Annotated in this window: 16 protein-coding genes; 1 reads left to right on the top strand and 15 read right to left on the bottom strand. The window is 71.0% G+C overall.

Translation table 11 applies throughout. The annotated features are described in order from the left end of the window. Nucleotides 1–990: an aspartate carbamoyltransferase catalytic subunit gene (locus P8A18_RS04300; RefSeq protein WP_018551366.1), complete on the bottom strand. Its 990-nt coding sequence runs from the start codon at nt 988–990 to the stop codon at nt 1–3. A gap of 86 nt (nt 991–1,076) precedes the next feature. Continuing rightward, entirely contained in the window at nt 1,077–1,661 is a 585-nt protein-coding gene (gene pyrR / locus P8A18_RS04305) for a bifunctional pyr operon transcriptional regulator/uracil phosphoribosyltransferase PyrR (RefSeq protein WP_018551367.1), read from the bottom strand. 220 nt (nt 1,662–1,881) lie between these two features. On the opposite strand from pyrR, the gene bldD reads away from it, so the two are divergent. Then, nucleotides 1,882–2,382, top strand: a complete 501-nt coding sequence (gene bldD, locus P8A18_RS04310) for a transcriptional regulator BldD (RefSeq protein WP_018103903.1) — start codon at nt 1,882–1,884, stop codon at nt 2,380–2,382. Nucleotides 2,383–2,552: 170 nt separating this feature from the next. On the opposite strand, the gene nusB is transcribed toward bldD, so the two are convergent. The 13 genes from nusB to P8A18_RS04375 all read right to left on the bottom strand — a co-directional run bounded on the left by nusB (nt 2,553) and on the right by P8A18_RS04375 (nt 15,879). Then, nucleotides 2,553–2,984 (bottom strand): transcription antitermination factor NusB, encoded by a 432-nt coding sequence (gene nusB, locus P8A18_RS04315; RefSeq protein WP_018551369.1) that lies wholly within the window; start codon nt 2,982–2,984, stop codon nt 2,553–2,555. 2 nt (nt 2,985–2,986) lie between these two features. After that, nucleotides 2,987–3,553, bottom strand: coding sequence for an elongation factor P (gene efp / locus P8A18_RS04320; protein WP_018551370.1), 567 nt, complete (start codon nt 3,551–3,553; stop codon nt 2,987–2,989). Between the two features lie 50 nt (nt 3,554–3,603). Beyond that, entirely contained in the window at nt 3,604–4,710 is a 1,107-nt protein-coding gene (locus tag P8A18_RS04325) for a M24 family metallopeptidase (RefSeq protein ID WP_306051927.1), read from the bottom strand. Nucleotides 4,711–4,803: 93 nt separating this feature from the next. Beyond that, nucleotides 4,804–5,670, bottom strand: coding sequence for a Pro-rich N-terminal domain-containing protein (locus P8A18_RS04330; RefSeq protein WP_306051928.1), 867 nt, complete (start codon nt 5,668–5,670; stop codon nt 4,804–4,806). A gap of 140 nt (nt 5,671–5,810) precedes the next feature. Then, nucleotides 5,811–6,251 (bottom strand): type II 3-dehydroquinate dehydratase, encoded by a 441-nt coding sequence (gene aroQ, locus P8A18_RS04335; RefSeq protein WP_306051929.1) that lies wholly within the window; start codon nt 6,249–6,251, stop codon nt 5,811–5,813. Continuing rightward, nucleotides 6,248–7,882 carry a 3-dehydroquinate synthase gene (gene aroB, locus P8A18_RS04340; RefSeq protein ID WP_306051930.1) on the bottom strand — a complete coding sequence of 545 codons (1,635 nt, stop codon included), beginning with the start codon at nt 7,880–7,882 and terminating at the stop codon, nt 6,248–6,250. The genes aroQ and aroB overlap by 4 nt, the downstream gene beginning before the upstream one ends. Continuing rightward, entirely contained in the window at nt 7,879–9,063 is a 1,185-nt protein-coding gene (gene aroC / locus P8A18_RS04345) for a chorismate synthase (protein ID WP_306051931.1), read from the bottom strand. The genes aroB and aroC overlap by 4 nt, the downstream gene beginning before the upstream one ends. 145 nt (nt 9,064–9,208) lie before the next feature. After that, nucleotides 9,209–10,054 carry a shikimate dehydrogenase gene (locus tag P8A18_RS04350; protein WP_306051932.1) on the bottom strand — a complete coding sequence of 282 codons (846 nt, stop codon included), beginning with the start codon at nt 10,052–10,054 and terminating at the stop codon, nt 9,209–9,211. Continuing rightward, a complete protein-coding gene (gene mltG / locus P8A18_RS04355; RefSeq protein ID WP_306051933.1) occupies nt 10,032–11,840 on the bottom strand; it encodes an endolytic transglycosylase MltG in 1,809 nt (602 codons plus the stop codon). The genes P8A18_RS04350 and mltG overlap by 23 nt, the downstream gene beginning before the upstream one ends. A gap of 95 nt (nt 11,841–11,935) precedes the next feature. Then, nucleotides 11,936–12,409 (bottom strand): Holliday junction resolvase RuvX, encoded by a 474-nt coding sequence (gene ruvX, locus P8A18_RS04360; RefSeq protein ID WP_199783776.1) that lies wholly within the window; start codon nt 12,407–12,409, stop codon nt 11,936–11,938. Nucleotides 12,410–12,417: 8 nt separating this feature from the next. Next, on the bottom strand, nt 12,418–15,087 hold the full coding sequence (gene alaS, locus P8A18_RS04365) for an alanine--tRNA ligase (protein WP_306051934.1): 2,670 nt from the start codon (nt 15,085–15,087) through the stop codon (nt 12,418–12,420). Next, nucleotides 15,087–15,431, bottom strand: coding sequence for a DUF6167 family protein (locus P8A18_RS04370; protein ID WP_306051935.1), 345 nt, complete (start codon nt 15,429–15,431; stop codon nt 15,087–15,089). Before P8A18_RS04370 ends, alaS begins: the two co-directional genes overlap by 1 nt. Before the next feature lie 7 nt (nt 15,432–15,438). Further along, the gene (locus tag P8A18_RS04375; RefSeq protein ID WP_018551381.1) at nt 15,439–15,879 is read right to left on the bottom strand and encodes a DUF948 domain-containing protein; all 441 of its coding nucleotides are present in this window, start codon (nt 15,877–15,879) and stop codon (nt 15,439–15,441) included. Nucleotides 15,880–15,935 lie beyond the last annotated feature (56 nt).

Consider the following 15,935-nt stretch of genomic DNA (forward strand, 5'->3'; position numbering starts at 1 on the left):
TTACTTGTTCTCCTCGGTACGGGCGGCGGGGGTGGAGGGGGCGGCCGACTCGTAGCCGCCGAGCAGCAGGTAGAGCACGGCCATGCGGATGGAGACGCCGTTGGCGACCTGCTCCACGACCGTGCAGCGGTCGGAGTCGGCGACCTCGGCGGTGATCTCCATGCCGCGGACCATCGGGCCGGGGTGCATGACGACGGCGTGCTCGGGCATCTTCGCCATGCGCTCGCCGTCCAGGCCGTAGCGGCGGGAGTACTCGCGCTCGGTCGGGAAGTAGGCGGCGTTCATCCGCTCGCGCTGCACACGCAGCATCATCACAGCGTCGGAGTCCGGCAGCACGTCGTCCAGGCTGTAGCTGATGTCGCAGGGCCACCGCTCGACGCCGACCGGGACCAGGGTGGGCGGGGCGACCAGGGTGACGTGGGCGCCGAGCGTGTTCAGCAGGTGGACGTTGGAGCGGGCGACCCGGCTGTGCAGGATGTCGCCGACGATGGTGATGCGGCGCCCTTCGAGGTCCTTGCCGAGTCCGGCGTCCGGCCCGACGAGCCTGCGGCGCATCGTGAAGGCGTCCAGGAGGGCCTGGGTGGGGTGCTCGTGGGTGCCGTCGCCCGCGTTGACGACGGCGCCGTCGATCCAGCCCGAGGTGGCCAGCCGGTAGGGGGCTCCGGAGGCGCCGTGGCGGATGACGACGGCGTCGGCGCCCATTGCCTCCAGGGTCAGCGCGGTGTCCTTGAGCGACTCGCCCTTGGAGACGGACGAGCCCTTCGCGGAGAAGTTGATGACGTCGGCGGAGAGCCGCTTGGCGGCCGCCTCGAAGGAGATGCGGGTGCGCGTCGAGTCCTCGAAGAAGAGGTTGACGACGGTACGGCCGCGCAGGGTCGGGAGCTTCTTGATCGGCCGGTCCGCGACCCTGGCCATCTCCTCGGCGGTGTCGAGGATCAGGACGGCGTCGTCGCGGGTGAGGTCGGCGGCCGAGATGAGGTGACGCTTCATCTGGGTGTTCTCCGGGTGGCTGGAGTTTTCAGGCATGCGGGCGCGCGGAAGCCGCCGTACGGCGGACTGGCCGTACGGGCGGGAAGCTAACGCTCGACCGCGTGGGCGGCCTGCTCGACCCCGAGCAGCACGGCGTCGCGGCCGTCCTCCTCGGCGAGCTGGACCTTGACCGTCTCCCGCAGCGACGTGGGGAGGTTCTTGCCGACGTAGTCGGCGCGGATCGGGAGTTCGCGGTGGCCGCGGTCGACGAGGACCGCGAGCTGCACCGCCCGGGGCCGGCCGATGTCGCCGAGCGCGTCGAGGGCGGCGCGGATCGTGCGGCCGGAGAAGAGGACATCGTCCACCAGGACGACCAGGCGGCCCTCGATGCCCTCGCCGGGGATCTCGGTGCGGGCCAGGGCGCGCGCGGGGCGCAGCCTCAGGTCGTCGCGGTACATGGTGATGTCGAGGGAGCCGACCGGGATCGTGCGGCCGGTGATCTCTTCGAGCTTGTCGGCGAGCCGGCGGGCGAGAAAGACACCTCGGGTCGGAATGCCGAGGAGCACCACGTCGTCGGCGCCCTTGGCGCGTTCGACGATCTCGTGGGCGATGCGGGTCAGGACCCGGGCGATGTCGGGAGCCTCCAGAACGGGGCGTGCCGCGTTGCCGGTGGCGTCGTGCTGTGCGTCCATAAGAAACGGACCTCCTTCTCCGCCTCACGGGACGGACCTTAAAGGACGTCGAAATTGCACTACCGACATTACCAGGGCCCGCGCCGGTCCCTCTCCCCGCCCCGGGAGAAGCCGGTACGGACCATCTCAGCTTGACGCACCCAAGTAACGCTGCGTAACCTCACAGTGAGTTACCAGCCACGCGGCCCAGCCGCGAACGTTCCAGCGTCCGGGGAGCCTTATGTCCAGCGAATACGCAAAACAGCTCGGGGCCAAGCTCCGTGCCATCCGCACCCAGCAGGGCCTCTCCCTCCACGGCGTGGAGGAGAAGTCCCAGGGCCGCTGGAAGGCCGTCGTGGTCGGTTCGTACGAGCGCGGCGACCGTGCCGTGACCGTGCAGCGCCTTGCCGAGCTGGCGGACTTCTACGGCGTCCCGGTCCAGGAGCTCCTGCCGGGCACGACGCCCGGCGGTGCCGCCGAGCCGCCGCCGAAGCTCGTCCTGCAGTTGGAGCGCCTGGCCCACGTGCCGCCGGAGAAGGCCGGTCCTCTCCAGCGTTACGCGGCGACGATCCAGAGCCAGCGCGGCGACTACAACGGCAAGGTGCTCTCGATCCGCCAGGACGACCTGCGCACGCTTGCCGTGATCTACGACCAGTCGCCGTCCGTGCTCACGGAGCAGCTGATCAGCTGGGGCGTGCTGGACGCGGACGCGCGCCGCGCCGTCGCCCACGACGAGGGCTGACCGGCCCCCGCAGAAACGTGCCGCCGGGTCCGGCGGGGTTCCCCTCGGGGCGCCCCTCCGGGCCCGGCGTTCGTATGCCCGGAGCCGTGTGGGCGGATGGGCCCGGACATGCCGAAGGGCCCACGGCTCTGCGGCCATGGGCCCTTCGTCGGCGGAACGCCGCCGGGGGCTCAGCTCTCCCGGCGGAGGTTCGGCTTGAGGTCCTTGAAACGGGCCAGCAGGCCGTTCACGAAGGACGGGGAGTCGTCGGTCGAGAACTCCTTGGCGATCTGCACCGCCTCGTCGATCACCACCGCGTCCGGGGTCGCATCCACCCAGATCAGCTCGTACGCACCGAGCCGCAGGATGTTCCGGTCGACGACCGGCATGCGGTCGAGCTCCCAGTCCACGGCGTAGGTGACGATGAGGTCGTCGATCCGGTCCGCGTACTGCGCGTACCCCTCGACGAGCTCCATCGTGTACTCGGTGACCGGAGGCTGACGGGTGTCGGACCGCGAGTGCCGTACCCAGTCCGCGAGGACCGTCTGCACGGACTCGCCGCGCTGGTCGGCCTCGAAGAGGATCTGGAAGGCGCGCTTGCGGGCCGTGTTCCGGGCAGCCACGGTTAGCTGTTCACCCGGCCGAGGTAGTCGCCGGAGCGGGTGTCGACCTTGATCTTCTCGCCCGTGCTGATGAACAGCGGGACGCCGATCTCGTAACCGGTCTCCAGGGTGGCGGGCTTGGTGCCACCGGTGGAGCGGTCGCCCTGGACGCCCGGGTCCGTGTGCTGGATGGTCAGCTCGACGGCGGCCGGCAGCTCGACGTAGAGCACCTCGCCCTCGTGCTGGGCGACGGAGGCGGTGAAGCCCTCGATCAGGAAGTTGGCGGCGTTGCCGACAGCCTTGCGGTCGACCATGAGCTGGTCGTACGTGTCCATGTCCATGAAGACGAAGTACTCGCCGTCCATGTACGAGAACTGCATGTCGCGCCGGTCGACGGTGGCCGTCTCGACCTTCACGCCGGCGTTGAACGTCTTGTCGACGACCTTGCCGGACAGCACGTTCTTGAGCTTGGTGCGCACGAAAGCCGGGCCCTTGCCGGGCTTGACGTGCTGGAACTCGACGACGGACCAGAGCTGGCCTCCGTCGAGCTTGAGCACCATGCCGTTCTTGAGGTCGTTCGTGGAAGCCACGGTTGCGGAATCTCCTGGACTGAAGCTGGTGGAACGACCGAGGACGCGCGCTAGAGCGCGAGCAGCTCCTTGGTCGTAATGGTGAGTAGCTCGGGTCCGCCGTCCGCCTCGGGGCGCACGACGAGCGTGTCATCGATCCGGACTCCGCCCCGGCCCGGGAGGTGGACCCCCGGTTCGACGGTGACCGGCACACAAGCGTCCAGTTTACCCATGGCATCGGGTGCCAGCTGCGGGTCCTCGTCGATTTCGAGCCCCACCCCATGGCCCGTCCAGGGTGCGAGGCCCTCACCGTGCCCCGCCGAGTCCAGGAGATGGCGGGCCGCGCGGTCCACGTCGCGGTACTCGGCTCCGGGCACCAGAGCCTCGCGGCCGGCCCTCTGAGCGGCGAAAACCAGGTCGTAGAGCTCGATCTGCCAGTCGGCCGGGGCCGTTCCGATGACGAAGGTGCGGCCGATCTCGCAGCGGTAGCCGCGGTAGTTCGCGCCGAGTCGGACGGAGAGGAAATCTCCTTCCTCCACACGCCGGTCCGAGGGCCTGTGACGGCCCAGACCGGAGTGCGGGCCGGTGGCGACGGAGGTCGCGAAGGCGGGGCCGTCGGCGCCGTGGTCCACCAGCCGGCGCTCCAGTTCCAGCGCCAGGTGCCGTTCGGTGCGGCCGACGAGGATCGATTCGAGGAGTTCACCGAGTGCCTGGTCGGTGATCTCGGCGGCGATCCGCAGGCAGCCGATCTCCTCCTCGTCCTTGACGATGCGCAACTGCTCGACGGTGACGCCGAGATCGGCCAGCCGGAGCCTGGGCGCGACCGAGGCCATGGCCCGGTGCCGCGAGACCGTCAGATCGTGCTCCTCGACGGCCAGGGACTCCGCGCTGCCCGCCGCGGCCAGGTCCGCCGCGGCGACCACCGGATCGCCGCCGGCCACCGGCAGCAGGTCCACCCGCAGGTGTTCGTCGGGGCGCCCGTCGGCCGGGTCGCCGGTCGGGGGGCGGGGGCAGAGCAGGACGTCCTCGCCGGGGCCGAGCAGCAGCACGGCGCCCGGGGGCGCCCCGCCGGCCAGGTAACGGACGTTGGCGGGGCGGGAGACCAGGGCGGCCGCGGATCCGACTGCGGCGCACCGGTCGCGGAGCAGTCCGCGTCGGACGGCGTACACCTCTGACATGCGTCGAGCGTACGAGCGCGGGGCGCGGCCCGCCCGGTCAGCGCATCCGACCGGGGGTCGGGCGGCCGTGGGCGGGCCGGTGGGTCCGCGGTCTCACCAGGCCGGGGGGCTGGCCAGGGACCGGGCGAGTATGTCGTCCAGAACCCGGGCGGTGGTCTCCACGTCGTACGTGGAGTTGTCGATGATGGGCAGCCCCGAGCCGTACCAGCCGGCCATCCGGCCGTGGATACGGGCGACCTCCTCGTCGGAGAGCCGGCGGTTGCCGCTGCGCGCGGCGTTGCGCTCCAGGACGATCTCCAGGCCGGGCAGCAGGACGACGGGCAGGAGCCCGGGGCCGACGTGGCGCTTCCAGCCGCCGAGGCCGACGACCGGCCGGTCGGGGAAGACGGCGTCGTCCAGGATGCAGGAGATCCCGTTGGCCAGGAAGTTGCGGGCGGCGAAGCCGCAGGTGCGGCGGGCCAGCCGGTACTGGGCCTCTGACTGGTCGTTCCACCCGGCCTGCGGGTCGGCGAAACCGGAGCAGACCCACTCGCGGACGTCGTCCAGGCTGACGTGGGCGGTGGGCACCCGGCGGCGGGCCGCCCAGAGCCTGGCCACCGTGGTCTTGCCGGCGCCGGCCGGGCCGATCAGGAGCACAGCGAGGGTCGCGTTGCCGGTGCCCGGCTCGGCGGGCGGCGCGGGCAGCGGCACCGGTCTGCCGGGCGGCAGCTGGACGTGCCCGGTGGTCTCGCGGGTGGCGGGGGCCGGGGCGTGCTGCGGGGCGGGCCCGGACCAGCCCTGGCCCTGCGGGGCGGGCGGTGCGGCGGGCGGCGGACCCGGGTGCCCGGCCGGGGGCCGGGACGGCGGGCCTGCCGGGGGCGGGACCGGCGGGCCGGGGTGCTGGGCCCCGGGTGACCAGCCGAGAGGGCCGGGTCCGGGTCCCTGGGGCGGAGGCAGCGGGGCCCCCACTGCGTGCTGCATCCGGTGCAACTCCGTCTCGTACAGGCAACTGGCGCTGGTGGAACGGCAACCGTACCTTCCCCGGCCGCCACACGGACAACGGCCGGGGAGGGTCCACAGTGCCCCGCCGGCCGGTCGGCCTTCCCGTGCGGGGCGGTGGATCAGTCCGTCGACTCGTCCGCGAGCGCGCGCAGGGCGAGCCGGTAGGAGCCGATGCCGAATCCCGCGACGGTCCCGGTGGCGACCGGTGCGACCACCGAGTGATGGCGGAATTCCTCACGCGCGTACGGGTTCGAGATGTGCACCTCGATCAGCGGGGCGGTGCGCTGAGCTGCCGCGTCCCGCATCCCGTACGAGTAGTGCGTGAAGGCGCCCGGGTTGAGAACGACCGGAATTGAACCGTCCGCGGCCTCGTGCAGCCAGCGGATCAGCTCGCCCTCGTCGTTGGTCTCGCGGACGTCCACGTCGAAGCCGAGCTCCTTGCCGAGGGTGCGGCAGGCCTCGACGAGTCCGGCGTACGAGGTGGAGCCGTAGACGTCGGGTTCGCGGGAGCCGAGGCGGCCGAGGTTGGGGCCGTTGAGCACGAGGACCCTGCGGGTCATGCCGAGACCTCCCCGTAGGCGGCGAGCAGCACGGCCGGGTCGGGGCCCTCCAGGACGGTGGGCTTGCCAAGGCCGTCCAGGACGATGAAGCGCAGCAGGTCGCCGCGGGACTTCTTGTCGACCTTCATGTTCTCCAGCAGCTTGGGCCACTGGTCGCCCCGGTAGGTGAGCGGCAGGCCGACGGATTCCAGGATGGCGCGGTGCCGGTCGGCGGTGGCGTCGTCGAGCCGGCCGGCGAGGCGGCCGAGTTCGGCGGCGAAGACCATGCCGACCGAGACGGCGGCGCCGTGGCGCCACTTGTAGCGCTCATTCTTCTCGATCGCGTGGCCCAGGGTGTGGCCGTAGTTGAGGATCTCGCGCAGCCCGGACTCCTTGAGGTCGCTGGAGACGACCTCGGCCTTGACCCGGATGGAACGCTCGATCAGCTCGGCGGTGTGCGGCCCCTCGGGGCCGCGCGCGGCCTGCGGGTCGGCCTCGATGAGGTCGAGGATCGCCGGGTCGGCGATGAATCCGGCCTTGATGATCTCGGCCATGCCGGAGACGTAGTCGTTGACCGGCAGCGAGTCCAGGGCGGCCAGGTCGCAGAGCACGCCGGCCGGCGGGTGGAAGGCGCCGACGAGGTTCTTGCCCTCGGCGGTGTTGATGCCGGTCTTGCCGCCGACGGCCGCGTCGACCATGCCGAGCACGGTCGTCGGTACGGCAATCCAGCGCACCCCGCGCAGCCAGGAGGCGGCGACGAAGCCGGCGACGTCGGTGGTGGCGCCGCCGCCGATGCCGACGATGACGTCGGTACGGGTGAAGCCGGTCTGGCCGAGCGCCTTCCAGCAGTAGGCGGCGACCTCGACGGTCTTGGCCTCCTCGGCGTTGGGCAACTGGATCGCGATGGCCTCGTAGCCCTGGCCCGCGAGGTCCTGGCGGACCGCCTCGCCGGTCTCGGCGAGTGCCTCGGGGTGGAGGACCGCGACGCGCTTGGCGCGCTCGCCGATGAGCTTGGGCAGCTCGCCGAGGAGCTGCCGGCCGATCAGCACCTCGTACGGGTCGGTGCCCGCGCTGCCGGCGATCTGGACGCGGGTGGGTGCCTGCTCCGTCATGGGTGTGTTCTCCCGGCCGGACGGGGGTGCGTCCGGCAGTTCCAGTGCGTCGAGGACCGCCTGTGCGACCTCTTCGGGTGTGCGCTCGTCGGTGGCGACGACCGTGCGGGCGACCTCCGTGTAGAGGTGGCGGCGGGCCTCCATCAGCTCGCGCCACTGCCGGCGCGGGTTGACCGCGAGCAGCGGGCGCGCGGTGTTGAGGCCGACCCGCTTGACGGCCTCGTCCACGTCCATCGAGAGATAGACGACCGGGTGGCCGGCGAGCAGGGCGCGCGTCCGTTCGTCCAGGACGGCCCCGCCGCCGAGCGAGAGGACGCCCGCGTGCTCGGCGACGGCGGCCCGGACGGCCTCCCGCTCCAGCGCGCGGAAGTGGTCCTCGCCCTCGTCGTAGAAGATCTCCGCGATGGGCTTGCCGGCCGTGGCGACGACATCGGCGTCGGTGTCCCGGTAGCCCGTGCCCAGCCGGGCGGCGAGCAGTTCACCGACGGTCGATTTGCCGACACCCATCGGTCCGACCAGGACGATCAGCGGAGCGCTCATCGGATCTGGAGGTGGTCGAGGTACGACTGCACGTTGCGGTGGGTCTCGGGCACGCTGTCGCCGCCGAACTTCTCCGCGACGGCGTCCGCCAGGACCAGGGCGACCATCGCCTCCGCGACGATGCCGGCCGCGGGAACGGCACAGACGTCGGAGCGCTGGTGGTGGGCCTTGGCGGGCTCGCCGGTCACCACGTCGATGGTGGCCAGGGCGCGCGGCACGGTCGCGATCGGCTTCATCGCGGCGCGGACGCGGAGCAGTTCACCGGTGGTGAGCCCGCCCTCGGTGCCGCCGGCCCGGCCGGAGGCGCGCTTGATGCCGTCCTCGGTCACCAGGATCTCGTCGTGCGCCTTGGAGCCGGGCACCCGGGCGAGGTCGAAGCCGTCGCCGACCTCGACGCCCTTGATGGCCTGGATGCCCATGAGCGCACCGGCGAGGCGGGCGTCGAGCCGGCGGTCCCAGTGCACGTGCGAGCCGAGGCCGACCGGCACGCCGTACGCCAGCACCTCGACGACGCCGCCGAGGGTGTCGCCGTCCTTGTGGGCCTGGTCGATCTCGGCGACCATCCGCTTGCTCGCGTCGGCGTCGAGGCAGCGCACCGGGTCGGCGTCGAGCCTGTCCACGTCGGCGGGGACCGGGTAGACCCCGTACGGCGCCTTGGCGGCGGCCAGCTCCACGACGTGGGAGACGATCTCGATGCCGGCGGTCTCCTTGAGGTAGGACCGGGCGACGGCGCCGAGGGCGACACGGGCCGCGGTCTCCCGGGCGCTGGCGCGCTCCAGGACCGGCCGGGCCTCGTCGAAGCCGTACTTCTGCATCCCGGCGAGGTCGGCGTGGCCGGGCCGGGGGCGGGTCAGCGGAGCGTTACGGGCCAGCTCGGCCAGCACCTCGGGGTCGACCGGGTCGGCCGACATGACCTGCTCCCACTTGGGCCACTCGGTGTTGCCCACCATCACGGCGACCGGGGAGCCCATGGTGAGCCCGTGCCGCACGCCGCCGAGGAAGGTGACCTCGTCCCGCTCGAACTTCATCCGCGCGCCGCGGCCGTAACCGAGCCGCCGCCGGGCGAGCGCGTCCGCAACCATCTCCGTGGTGACCGGGACACCGGCGGGAAGACCCTCCAGCGTCGCCACCAGTGCGGGGCCGTGCGACTCCCCCGCGGTCAGCCAGCGCAACCTGCTCAACGGTGCTCCTCATGCTCGCGCCTGAAATCCAACGGCGCGACCGGGTGCGCGGCCCTGGCCCGCCGCCCCCGATCCTCCCACGGCCACGGCTCCGGAACGGCCGCCGGTCCAGCAGACGGACGGAAGGACAAGGACCGGGCAGGCTTCAGCGGGCGGCCAGCGCCTGTTCTCCGGCCTTCCGCATGGCGGCCAGGGGCGCGGGTGAGCGGCCGGTCATCTGCTCGACCTGGAGGACGGCCTGATGCACCAGAAGGTCGAGACCTCCGAGGACTGTGCCCCCGCGCTCGGCCCAGGCGGAGGCGAGCCGGGTGGGCCACGGCTCGTACAGCACGTCGAACAGCGTGCCGGGACGCTCCGGCACGGCACCGGCCAGCGCGTCGGCCGCCCCGGCGGGGGTGGTCGCGATGACGAGGGGCGCGGTCAGCGCCCGGTCGGCCTGTGCCCAGTCGGCGATCCGGACGTCGACGCCGAGGCGTTCACCCCAGCCGCGCATCTCGTCGGCTCGGGCCGCGCTGCGCACATAGGCCGTGACGGGTCCGGCGCAGATCCCGGACAGCGCGGCCAGCGCGGAGGAGGCGGTCGCCCCGGCGCCGAGGATCGCGGCGGACTCCACCGTCCCGACGCCGCGTTCACGCAGTGCGGCGATCATGCCGGGGATGTCGGTGTTGTCCCCCGTGCGGCGCCCGTCCTCGCCGAGGACGACGGTGTTCACGGCCTCGACGGAGGCAGCGGTCGCGCTGATCCCGTCCAGCAACGGGATGATCGCCCGCTTGAGCGGCATGGTGAGCGAGAGCCCCGCCCAGCTCCCGTCCAGCCCCTCGATGAACCCCGCCAGTGCCTGCTCGTCGACCTCGAACCGGTCGTACGACCAGCCGTCGAGCCCCAGCTCGGCGTAGGCGGCCCGGTGCAGGACCGGGGAGAGCGAGTGGGCGATGGGCGAGCCGAGGACGGCTGCGCGGCGGGGGCCGTCAGTCGGAATTATGGAGTTCATTGAATTTCTCAGTGAGTCTGGCATGCTCTGCGACCGTCTTGGTGAAATCGGTCTTCTTTCCGTCGAGCGAGATGAAGAACATCCACCCACCGGCGGTCGGATTGAGAGTCGCGCGCAGGGCTTCGTCGCCCGGGTTGCCGATAGGGCCTGGAGGAAGGCCGGCGTGATAATAGGTGTTGTAGGGGTCCGGGTCGTTCCGGATCTCACTCAACTTGATTTTGATCTTGCTCTGATTGGTGAGGTAGTTGTAGGCGGAGTCGAATTCAAGCTTACGATTCGTGATCGTGTTGTCCGGCTTCAGCCGGTTGTAGACGACCTCGGCCATCTTGCGGAAGTCGTCGTGCGTAAGGCCTTCCGCCTGGACCAGGCTGGCGACGGTGAGAACCTGCCACGGGTCGTCCAGCTTGTACTTCTTGGCCGCTCCCTCTAGGTCGAGCTTCTCGTATTCCTCGTTCGACCGGGAGACCATCTTCTTGAGAATCGCCTCCGGCTTGGTTTCCTTCGTCACCGGATACGCGGCCGGGTAAAGGAATCCTTCCAGCGGGTCCTTGATGTCCTTGTTCTTGCTCGCCCAGCCAGGCAGACCCAGATCGGACTTCATGGACTTGGCAATTCCCTGGGTCGTGCCCTTCTTGAGGTCCAGCTTCTTGTCGACCATCGCGTAGACGGCCACATTGCGGGTTCCCTCGGGAATCACCAGAAGATTCTGGCTCTTCGGGTCGACCATCATCTTCACGGCCTCGGACGCCGACATCTCCGAATGAAGGAGATAGACCCCGGCCTGGATCGACTTCCCCTTGGGGTTCTCGTTCTGTGCGGAGACGAAGGCGTCGACGCTCTTGACGACGCCCGCCTTCTTCAGGATGTTGCCGATGTCGTAGCCGTACGCGCCCTTCGGGATCTCCACCTCGACCGAGCCCGAGCCGCTGCCCGAGTAGTCCGGGGCCGCGCCGAACCTGTCCTTGTAGAAGGAGTAGCCGTAGTAGCCCGCGCCGGCGACGCCGCCGACCAGGACGAGGGAGACGACCAGACAGGCGCAGCCGCTGCGGCCCTTTTTCTTCTTGCCCTTGCCCCGGCGCTCGCCGCCGTCCCCGCGGCGGGACTCGCGGGGGTCGTCGTCCTCGTCGTCGTAGTCGTCGTCCTTGGCGCCTTTGCCGTCCTTCTCGTCCACGCCCGTGAAGAACGGGTGGGTCTCCTCCGGCTGCTGCTCGGGGTCCCAGTCCGGGTGCGGCTCGGACGCCTCGGCGGGGGCGGCCTCGCGGCGGCCCGGCGGCTGCGGGGGCGGGTAGGCGTCAGGGGTGCCGTAGTAGTCGTTCGTCTCGCCGTAGCCGTACGTGGCGACGGGCTGGCCCTCGTACGGCGGCATCGCGGCCGCCTGCTGGCCCGTGTCCCAGGAGGGATCGTAGGGCTGCTGCTGGTTGTACGGGTCCTGCTGGTTCCCGTACGCCTGCTGCTGCTGGTATTGCTGCTGGGCGTACGGGTCCTGCTGCTGCGGCTGCTGCTGCGCGTAGGGATCGTGCGGCTGCTGCTGGTACGGGTCGTACTGGCCCTGCGGGTAGGGCTGCTGCTGTCCGCCGTACTGGTTCTGGCCGCCGTCGTACTGGCCCTGCGGGTAGGACTGCTGCTGCTGTCCGCCGTACTGGTCCTGGCCGCCGTCGTACTGGCCCTGGCCGTCGTACTGACCCTGGCCGTGGGCAGGCTGCTGGCCGCCCCATCCCTGGTCCCCGTACAAGGGGTCCTCGGGATGCCACGGTTCGGAGCCGGGGCCCCGGCCATACTCAGTCATCGATCCCCTAGGGCCGCGAGACGATGTCCCGTCTCTTTGCTGTGCGGTGTCCGTCCGACCACCGCCGCATCGCGCGGAACGTTACCGTAATGCGATCAGACAACCACTTCGACGCCCTCGCCGGGAGGATTGCCCGACGCCCGCTCGGACTCCAGAGCGTTCTGAAGGATCACCACAGCGGCAGCCTGATCGATGACGGAACGGCCCTTTTTGGACTTCACGCCCGAGGCGCGCAGCCCCTGACTCGCCGTCACTGTGGTCATCCTCTCGTCCACCAAGCGCACCGGAATGGGTGCAACCGCGCGAGCGAGCACGTCGGCGAAGGCGCGGACCTTGACGGCGGCCGGCCCCTCCCCGCCGCCCAGGGAGCGCGGGAGGCCCACGACGACCTCGATCGGCTCGTACTCCGCGACGATCTGGCCGAGCCGCCGGTGGGCGGCCGGGACGTCGCGTCCCGGCACGGTCTCCACCGGCGTCGCGAGGATGCCGTCGGGGTCGCAGGAGGCCACCCCGATCCGGGCGTCCCCGACATCGATCGCCAGCCGGCGACCGCGGCGCATCCGCGGCATGTCCGGCGTCACGCCGTCTCGGTGACGAGGCGTTCGACGGCGGCGACGGCGTCACCGATCGCGTCCGGGTTCTGGCCGCCGCCCTGGGCGACGTCCGGCTTGCCGCCGCCCCCGCCGCCGAGGGTCTTGGCGGCCGTGCGGACGAGGTCGCCGGCCTTGAGGCCGCGCTCGCGGGCCGCCTCGTTGGTCGCGATGACGGTCAGCGGGCGCCCGTTGGCCGTCGTGAACAGGGCGACCACGGCGGGGCGACCGCCCTGGATACGGCCGCGCACGTCCAGGACGAGCCTGCGCAGGTCGTCGGCGGATGTGCCGTCCGGGACCTGGCCGGTGACCAGGGCGATGCCCCGGACGTCCTTCGCGGAGCCGGCGAGGCCGGCGGCGGCCGCGAGGACCTTCTCCGCGCGGAACCTCTCGATCTCCTTCTCGGCGTCCTTCAGCTTGCCGAGCATGCCCGCGATCTTCTCCGGCAGCTCCTCGGAGCGGCCCTTGACCAGCTCCTGGAGCTGGGCGACGACCGTGTGCTCCTTGGCGAGGAAGTTGTAGGCGTCGACGCCGACGAGGGCCTCGATGCGGCGCACGCCGGAGCCGATGGACGACTCGCCGAGCAGCTTGACCAGGCCGAGCTGAGCGGTGTTGTGCACATGCGTGCCGCCGCACAGCTCCTTGGAGAAGTCGCCGATGGTGACGACGCGGACCCGCTCGCCGTACTTCTCACCGAACTCCGCGATGGCGCCCTGCTTCTTGGCGTCGTCGATGGACATGACCTCGGCCTGCACGTCGAGCTCGCGGGCCAGGACCTCGTTGATCTTCTGCTCGACGTCGGTGAGGACCGTGCCGGGTACGGCGGCGGGCGAGCCGAAGTCGAAGCGGAAGCGGCCCGGGGAGTTCTCCGAACCGGCCTGGGCGGCCGTCGGGCCGAGCGCGTCGCGCAGCGCCTGGTGCGTGAGGTGCGTCGCGCTGTGGGCGCGGGCGATGGCGCGGCGGCGGGTGGAGTCGATGGCCGCGTAGGCGGAGGAACCGACCGTCACCTCGCCGACCTGGACGGAGCCCTTGTGGACGGAGACGCCGGGGACCGGCTGCTGGACGTCGCGCACCACGATGACGGCGCCGCTGTCGAGCCGGATGCGGCCCTGGTCGGCGAGCTGGCCGCCGCCCTCGGCGTAGAACGGGGTGCGGTCGAGGACGACCTCGACCTCGTCGCCCTCGGTGGCCGCGGGCGAGGGGACACCGTCGACGAGGAGGCCGACGATCGTCGACTCGCCCTCGGTCATGGTGTAGCCGGTGAACTCGGTGACGCCGGAGTTGTCGGCGACCTGGCGGTACGCGGACAGGTCGGCGTGGCCGGTCTTCTTGGCCTTGGCGTCGGCCTTGGCCTTGGCGCGCTGCTCCTGCATGAGGCGGCGGAACCCGTCCTCGTCCACGGACAGGCCCTGTTCGGCGGCCATCTCCAGGGTGAGGTCGATCGGGAAGCCCCAGGTGTCGTGGAGCAGGAACGCCTTGTCACCCGGGAGCACCCGGCCGCCGGCGGCCTTGGTCTCGGTGACAGCGGTCTCCAGGATGTTGGTGCCGCCCTTGAGTGCCTTGAGGAAGGCGGCTTCCTCGGCGAGCGCGACGGTCTCGATGCGCTTGCGGTCGGTGATCAGCTCCGGGTACTGCTGGCCCATCGTCTCGATCACGACGTCGACCAGCTCGTTCACGACGGAGCCGGTGGCGCCCATCAGCCGCATGTTGCGGATGGCGCGGCGCATGATGCGGCGCAGCACATAGCCGCGGCCCTCGTTGCCGGGGGTCACTCCGTCGCCGATGAGCATGACGGAGGTGCGGATGTGGTCGGCGACCACGCGGAGCGAGACGTCGGTGGTGTGGGCCGCGCCGTAGCGCACACCGGTCAGCCCGGTGGCCCGGTCCATGACGACGCGCAGGGTGTCCGTCTCGTACATGTTCTGCACGCCCTGCAGGATCATCGCGAGGCGTTCGAGGCCGAGGCCGGTGTCGATGTTCTTGGACGGCAGGTCGCCGAGGATCGGGAAGTCGTCCTTGCCCTCGCCCGCGCCGCGCTCGTACTGCATGAAGACCAGGTTCCAGATCTCCACGTACCGCTCGTCGTTGACGGCCGGGCCGCCCTCGGCGCCGAACTCGGGGCCGCGGTCGTAGTTGATCTCGGAACAGGGGCCGCAGGGGCCGGGGACGCCCATGGACCAGAAGTTGTCCTTCTTGCCGAGGCGCTGGATGCGCTCGGCGGGGACGCCGATCCTGTCGCGCCAGATGGCCTCGGCCTCGTCGTCGTCCAGGTAGACGGTGATCCACAGGCGCTCGGGGTCGAGCCCGAAGCAGCCGTCCGCCACGGAGCCGGTCAGCAGCTCCCAGGCGTACTCGATGGCGCCTTCCTTGAAGTAGTCGCCGAAGGAGAAGTTGCCGCACATCTGGAAGAACGTGCCGTGCCGGGTGGTCTTGCCGACCTCTTCGATGTCCGGCGTGCGCACGCACTTCTGCACGCTGGTGACGCGCGGGGCGGGCGGCTTGACCTCACCGAGGAAGTACGGCTTGAAGGGCACCATGCCCGCGGGGACCAGCAGCAGAGTCGGGTCGTCCGCGATGAGCGACGCCGAAGGGACAACGGTGTGACCGCGCTCCTCGTAGAAGCTCAGCCAGCGGCGGCGAATTTCTGCCGACTCCATCAGTGGTCCTCATTCCGGTTGTACGAGTGGTAGGGAAGCTTGCGGTGGGCCGCGGGCGCCTCGGGCTCGGCGGCCTCGACGGCGAGGTTGCGCCGCACCGGGAGTTCGGGGCCGGCCGGTGCCTCCAGGCCCAGCGCCTCGCCCAGTTCGGCCTCGCGCCTGACCATGCCGTCGCGGACGTCCAGCGCGAAGTCCTTGAGCTTGTGACCTGCGACGAGAGCCTTGTCGGCGGCCTGCGCCGCGAGGCTCTCGGGGGTCAGCTGCTTGATCTTCCGGTTGACCTTGGTGGTGGCCCACACCCCGGCGGCTGCGCCGGCGGTGAACCAGAACGTACGGCGGAACATCGCTGCGTCAGTCCTTCGATCCGCGGGAATTTCTGCCGTCGCGCTTCCTGCCGCGCGCCGACGGCACGGTCCGGCCGACGATCACCGAGCGCCTCGAACGCGCCTCCGGTTCGGGAGCGGACTTGCGGCCGATGGCCTGCCGCACCCCGTAGCCGAACGCCGCGACCTTGACCAGCGGGCCGCCGAAGGCGGAGGCGACGGTGGTCGAGAGCGCCGAGGCGTTGGAGGTGACCTCCTGCACGTCCGTCGCGATCGCGTCGACCTTGTCGAGCTGGGTCTGCGCCGAGCGTACGGTCGCGGAGGCGTCCGCGAGCAGGGGGACGGCCTGTTCGGTCACGTCCGCCACGAGTTTGGTGGTCGCTCTGAGCGTCTGGGCGAGCCTCACCAGCACGACGGCGAGGAACGAAACCAGGATCGCCCAGAAGACGGCCACCAGGATCCCGGCCACCTCACCACCGGACACAGTGCACCCGCGCTCTCTGGCTTGTCGTCTGTCTTGTTCTC

Source organism: Streptomyces sp. Mut1 (genome assembly GCF_030719295.1).
GTDB lineage: Bacteria > Actinomycetota > Actinomycetes > Streptomycetales > Streptomycetaceae > Streptomyces > Streptomyces castrisilvae.

Bases quoted from the DNA above. Each gene is read 5' to 3' on its own strand.
- P8A18_RS04300 (WP_018551366.1), bottom strand. From the start codon at position 990: ATGAAGCGTCACCTCATCTCGGCCGCCGACCTCACCCGCGACGACGCC.
- pyrR (WP_018551367.1), bottom strand. From the start codon at position 1,661: ATGGACGCACAGCACGACGCCACCGGCAACGCGGCACGCCCCGTTCTG.
- bldD (WP_018103903.1), top strand. From the start codon at position 1,882: ATGTCCAGCGAATACGCAAAACAGCTCGGGGCCAAGCTCCGTGCCATC.
- P8A18_RS04325 (WP_306051927.1), bottom strand. From the start codon at position 4,710: ATGTCAGAGGTGTACGCCGTCCGACGCGGACTGCTCCGCGACCGGTGC.
- P8A18_RS04330 (WP_306051928.1), bottom strand. From the start codon at position 5,670: ATGCAGCACGCAGTGGGGGCCCCGCTGCCTCCGCCCCAGGGACCCGGA.
- aroQ (WP_306051929.1), bottom strand. From the start codon at position 6,251: ATGACCCGCAGGGTCCTCGTGCTCAACGGCCCCAACCTCGGCCGCCTC.
- aroB (WP_306051930.1), bottom strand. From the start codon at position 7,882: ATGAGCGCTCCGCTGATCGTCCTGGTCGGACCGATGGGTGTCGGCAAA.
- P8A18_RS04350 (WP_306051932.1), bottom strand. From the start codon at position 10,054: ATGAACTCCATAATTCCGACTGACGGCCCCCGCCGCGCAGCCGTCCTC.
- mltG (WP_306051933.1), bottom strand. From the start codon at position 11,840: ATGACTGAGTATGGCCGGGGCCCCGGCTCCGAACCGTGGCATCCCGAG.
- ruvX (WP_199783776.1), bottom strand. From the start codon at position 12,409: ATGCCGCGGATGCGCCGCGGTCGCCGGCTGGCGATCGATGTCGGGGAC.
- alaS (WP_306051934.1), bottom strand. From the start codon at position 15,087: ATGGAGTCGGCAGAAATTCGCCGCCGCTGGCTGAGCTTCTACGAGGAG.
- P8A18_RS04370 (WP_306051935.1), bottom strand. From the start codon at position 15,431: ATGTTCCGCCGTACGTTCTGGTTCACCGCCGGCGCAGCCGCCGGGGTG.